This is a genomic window from Aeromonas sp. Prich7-2, assembly GCF_017939255.1.
Lineage (GTDB): Bacteria > Pseudomonadota > Gammaproteobacteria > Enterobacterales > Aeromonadaceae > Aeromonas > Aeromonas caviae.
This window is the reverse complement of sequence record NZ_JAGKRI010000299.1, coordinates 1-1,439: the sequence shown is the minus strand read 5'-3', so window position 1 is coordinate 1,439 and position 1,439 is coordinate 1. Positions and strand designations below refer to the sequence as shown.

Sequence of the window (1,439 nt, the reverse complement as noted above, 5' to 3'; positions counted from 1 at the left end):
GTGATTCATGACTGGGGTGAAGTCGTAACAAGGTAACCCTAGGGGAACCTGGGGTTGGATCACCTCCTTACCTTAATGATGACGAAGTTGTTGAGTGTTCACACAGATTGCCTTGATTCAAAGTAGTTAGAGCAAAGACCTGGTGCGAAAGCGTCAGTGCTTATTCAACTTCGGTTGAATGAGAGAAGCCCGTTCGTTGGGTTGGGATGTGAATAGCGGCGCAAGTTGCTACCCAATTCAAAGTTAGCGATAACAACGAACAGCGCTAAAGGCCGCTAGCCTCGCAGGCTCGGCGTCGCCTTTACGAAAATCATTGCGAAGGTTACTTCGCAAAACATGATTTTCGTCCCCTTCGTCTAGAGGCCTAGGACACCGCCCTTTCACGGCGGTAACAGGGGTTCGAATCCCCTAGGGGACGCCACTTCTCTTCTTGCTAACAAGAATGCAGACATAAGCATTACGTGTTTATGTCTGTTTTCTTCGGTCACTGACCGTTGCAAACATGCTCTTTAACAATCTGGAAAGCTGATTTAAAAAGTAGTTCTCAAACATTTGTTACAAGTGCTTTGGAAACTTCTTGGCGAAAACCAAATTTTATTTGGTCCTTGTTGTACAGCAACAAGCTGTGCCGGTTTCACCGACACTTCTTGGGGTTGTATGGTTAAGTGACTAAGCGTACATGGTGGATGCCTTGGCAGTCAGAGGCGATGAAGGACGTACTAACCTGCGATAAGCCGTGAGCAGTCGGTAAGAGACATTACGACTCACGGATTTCCGAATGGGGAAACCCACTTAGCATAAGCTAGGTATCGCTGCGTGAATACATAGCGTAGCGAGGCGAACCGGGAGAACTGAAACATCTAAGTACCCCGAGGAAAAGAAATCAACCGAGATTCCCTCAGTAGCGGCGAGCGAACGGGGATTAGCCCTTAAGCATCTTGGAAGTTAGTGGAACGGTCCTGGAAAGGCCGGCAATACAGGGTGATAGCCCCGTACACGAAAACAACCTTGATGTGAAATCGAGTAGGGCGGGACACGTGACATCCTGTCTGAATATGGGGGGACCATCCTCCAAGGCTAAATACTCCTGACTGACCGATAGTGAACCAGTACCGTGAGGGAAAGGCGAAAAGAACCCCTGTGAGGGGAGTGAAATAGAACCTGAAACCGTGTACGTACAAGCAGTGGGAGCCCTTCGGGGTGACTGCGTACCTTTTGTATAATGGGTCAGCGACTTACATTTTGTAGCGAGGTTAACCGTATAGGGGAGCCGTAGGGAAACCGAGTCTTAAGTGGGCGTCTAGTTGCAAGGTGTAGACCCGAAACCGGGTGATCTAGCCATGGGCAGGTTGAAGGTTGAGTAACATCAACTGGAGGACCGAACCCACTAACGTTGCAAAGTTAGGGGATGACCTGTGGCTGGGGGTGAAAGGCCAATC

1 tRNA gene and 2 rRNA genes are annotated in these 1,439 nt (G+C 49.3%); all 3 read left to right on the top strand.

From position 1 onward, the window contains the following. Nucleotides 1-70: ribosomal RNA gene (locus tag J9892_RS22075) — 16S ribosomal RNA — on the top strand; the annotation flags it as partial. Nucleotides 71-345: 275 nt separating this feature from the next. After that, nucleotides 346-421 (top strand) — tRNA-Glu (locus J9892_RS22070). Nucleotides 422-659: 238 nt separating this feature from the next. Continuing rightward, a 23S ribosomal RNA gene (locus tag J9892_RS22065) occupies nt 660-1,439 on the top strand; the annotation flags it as partial.